Raw genomic sequence first — 2642 nt, forward strand, 5'->3', positions numbered from 1 at the left:
TACACTCATCCCACTTGTTATGTGCAAATGAGTGGTTTTGATTGATTCAAGATAAACAGATTTGAAATGAGAGAATCCTACGTTATTCGGGACTCTCATTCAACATACAAAACAGTGAATTATCATTATAAATCAATATCTTGTCCAAGCAGGAGGGGCGCTTGTTTGTACCTGCTTTTGTTCTGTCGTTGTTGGTGTCTTGCTCCCCATGTCACAATTCCTTCCTATAATAAAGCATCGTTATGCCATAACCTTGTTTGTTCAGTGCACGTTTCCATCCCAAACGACCCAAAATCTCCATTTCAGAAGCCCCATTCTCACGCGCCCAATCCTCTACAACTTGCAAATTGTTAACCAAATCAAGAACACCCTTGCCACTACATTCACAAATCAGAGCGCGCTTCTTTCCTAAAACTGTCTGTTGTATCTGGGTCGTGACGACCGCTAAAAATCGCTCTTCATCATCCAAAACAAGCCATAACTGTTTCTTACCACTGCAAATCGCTTCAAGGAGCTCTTGCAACGTAATTTCATGTTTAAAACGTTCCACATACTCGCGAAACGACGCAATGATGTCTTCAAGGTATGGTGCTATACGCTCCATATCCCAAGACGTGGTCAAAAAGACTTTTGCCATTACCCTCTGCCTAAAGGACGTAAATCCACATTAAATCCCGTAATATGGTTCCAATGAACACCTTCAGGAATACGCAATTTAAAGCGGTGATAACGATTGCGCGAACGACCATGATAAGCACCTGTAAGATAAGAACACACCCTCTCCTTGTGCCATGTGATCGGCGTCTGATCATTACGAAGCCGACGTTCCCCTATGCTTAAAAGTCCTTGCGTCGTATCCACCTCTGCAAACATTTTCGTGATAAAGTTAAAACTTCCATCTGGTGCTCCCATTTCTTGCGAAACAACCGTTGCCTCCATCGGTGCTCCCGTAAACATAACAAGTCTATTTGCATCATCAAAAGCACCAAGCATTGGAGCGCCACTTTGCCAACGGGGGCTGTCTAAAGAAGCGGGCAATGCCTCAAGATTGATCGAAATCTCATCTAACTGTTCTAAAGTATAACCTGTCGTAAATACTGGAAACAACGTGAAAGGTTTTCCCTGTAGCGTCGACCATTTCTGCAAGCCCCAATCATAGACAAAGGTCGTTTGCTCGTTATTGCCTTTTTTTAAGGACCAGTAAATCCGGTTATCAACGGGGTCTATAACCCCTTGCATCTCATCAAGAGCAAACTTATCAAAGGTTTTAAAAACCGTTCTATCAACCTTCTCAAAGCCTATCGGCAAAAGTTGACCATCAGCACTGATCTGATAAAAGCCACCATCACCTGCAAAAAAAGCATCACTCCCACGACACGCTATAGAGGCTGCACTGCGGGATCCACGCTTGTCTTGAAGCTTTTGAAAAATAAAGGGGACTTTAGAGCCTAGCGTAAAACAACCAGCATAAATAGCAGAACGCAAAAAAACGAGGGGATTGCTCGATTCCGTTGCCCCTTGAACATATTCTCCATCATTAAAATTATGATAATAACAATCTTTATCACCTACCGTCCAATGAGTTGCATCATTCAAACCCGACCAATGGATGCGATTGGGATGATCTGTTAATTGCATCAAACAAACAAAAGGTCCCCAAACCTTTACCAATCCTGCTTTCGGGGGATTGCCTCCTAAATCTTCAAACCGTTCAGAGCTATGGGTATTAAAGACTTGCGGTTTATCATTTTTATTCACTGCAATAATTCTTTGACCAAACAAAGCGAACGACCATTTATTCTCTTCATTTGCTTGATAGGTCACACCACTTTGACTTATGTCTTTCCAACCCTTCGTTTGACTATCATAACTGTAAAGCTTTTTGGCTCCTCCTACGATGAGCTTAACACCATTGCCACTTCTAAACGCTATGGCACCCCAAGGGCTTTTCTTCCAAAGCATGAGACACAACCATTGCACTAGGCATGGGTATGTAACCGCCATCTGCTGGTAAAACATTCACAAGGCTATCCGTAAAACTGCCGTTGACAACCGCAACATCTGGTCTGTAATCGGCTACTGGAAAATAAACCATATTAGAAATCCGTTGGTATTATTCTGGTCACGTTATGACGTTGAGACGTCTCTGCACGCAATTCATGCAACTGTTCGTTAAAGTCATTGTAAGCTGCCGTTGCACAATCGGGGTCTTTCAAGATATTCTTGTAAAGTTCGTATTTTGCACGCGCCTTAATCAAATCAAACGCGTGCACAAACCATGGGTGCTCCTCATCGACACTCTCTATCTCTGATAAACGCAATGGAGAGAGAATGAGTTGAATCTGATAGACTTTATCCGGCGTGGGATAAAGATGTAATTTCCTATCAAAATAACTGTAACAAACCGGCGTTCCTTGCTGCTCTGATGATAACAAAGGCTCTAAAGAAACATGGTCCTTACACTCCAATGCAAACTTATGATGTTGATCAGAACTTAGATAATACATTGATTTATAATGATAATATAGCGTTATTCATATTGAATTAGAATCCCGAATAACGTAAGATTCTCTCATTTCAAATCTGTTTATCTTGAATCAATCAAAACCACTCATTTGCACATAACAAGTGGGATGAGTGTA

Annotated in this window: 1 protein-coding gene and 2 pseudogenes; all 3 read right to left on the reverse strand. The window is 41.7% G+C overall.

The annotated features are described in order from the left end of the window. Window positions 1-211 precede the first annotated feature (211 nt). Window positions 212-637, reverse strand: a complete 426-nt coding sequence (locus ACFILW_RS09325) for a hypothetical protein (protein ID WP_375685652.1) — start codon at window positions 635-637, stop codon at window positions 212-214. Continuing rightward, window positions 637-2095 (reverse strand): annotated as a pseudogene (locus tag ACFILW_RS09330) (hypothetical protein). The gene ACFILW_RS09325 and the pseudogene ACFILW_RS09330 overlap by 1 nt, the downstream one beginning before the upstream one ends. Window position 2096: 1 nt before the next feature. Continuing rightward, window positions 2097-2501 (reverse strand): annotated as a pseudogene (locus ACFILW_RS09335) (hypothetical protein); the annotation flags it as partial. Between the last annotated feature and the right edge of the window lie 141 nt (window positions 2502-2642).

This window comes from Bartonella sp. TT110JLCBS, assembly GCF_042193405.1.
In the GTDB taxonomy this organism is placed as follows: Bacteria; Pseudomonadota; Alphaproteobacteria; order Rhizobiales; family Rhizobiaceae; genus Bartonella.